Source organism: Oceanobacillus alkalisoli (assembly GCF_021556485.1).
GTDB lineage: Bacteria > Bacillota > Bacilli > Bacillales > Amphibacillaceae > Oceanobacillus > Oceanobacillus alkalisoli.
Map to the genome: position 1 here is coordinate 1 of NZ_JAKGBW010000094.1, position 284 is coordinate 284.

Annotated in this window: 1 protein-coding gene; it reads right to left on the reverse strand. The window is 52.5% G+C overall.

All coding sequences use genetic code 11. The features are described from left to right. A partial coding sequence (locus LZD48_RS19370; RefSeq protein WP_235764148.1) for a hypothetical protein occupies positions 1-284 on the reverse strand: 284 nt, incomplete at both ends.

Here is a 284-nt window from a genome sequence, read left to right on the forward strand (position 1 = left end):
GTATGGACTGTACCGAGGAAGTCTGTGGTTTTTGGTCTTCTGTCCTTCCAGCCATGGGTTTGCTGGAGGGTTTTGGGAACCAGCTTGTGGCTTGTGGTGTGGAAAGGTGAGTGGTGAGCAGGGCTGATGCCTCGTGGGGGATTCGGAAGGGCTACGTTTGATGTTTTCTTTTTTCCTGGTGCTTCTTTGAAAAGAAGGATAAAGTGGGAGGAAAGAGAAACAGGGTCCAGTGAGCCATGGGTTGTGGGCCCTCCAACCACAATGGCTGCCAGCTGAGGAGTGAC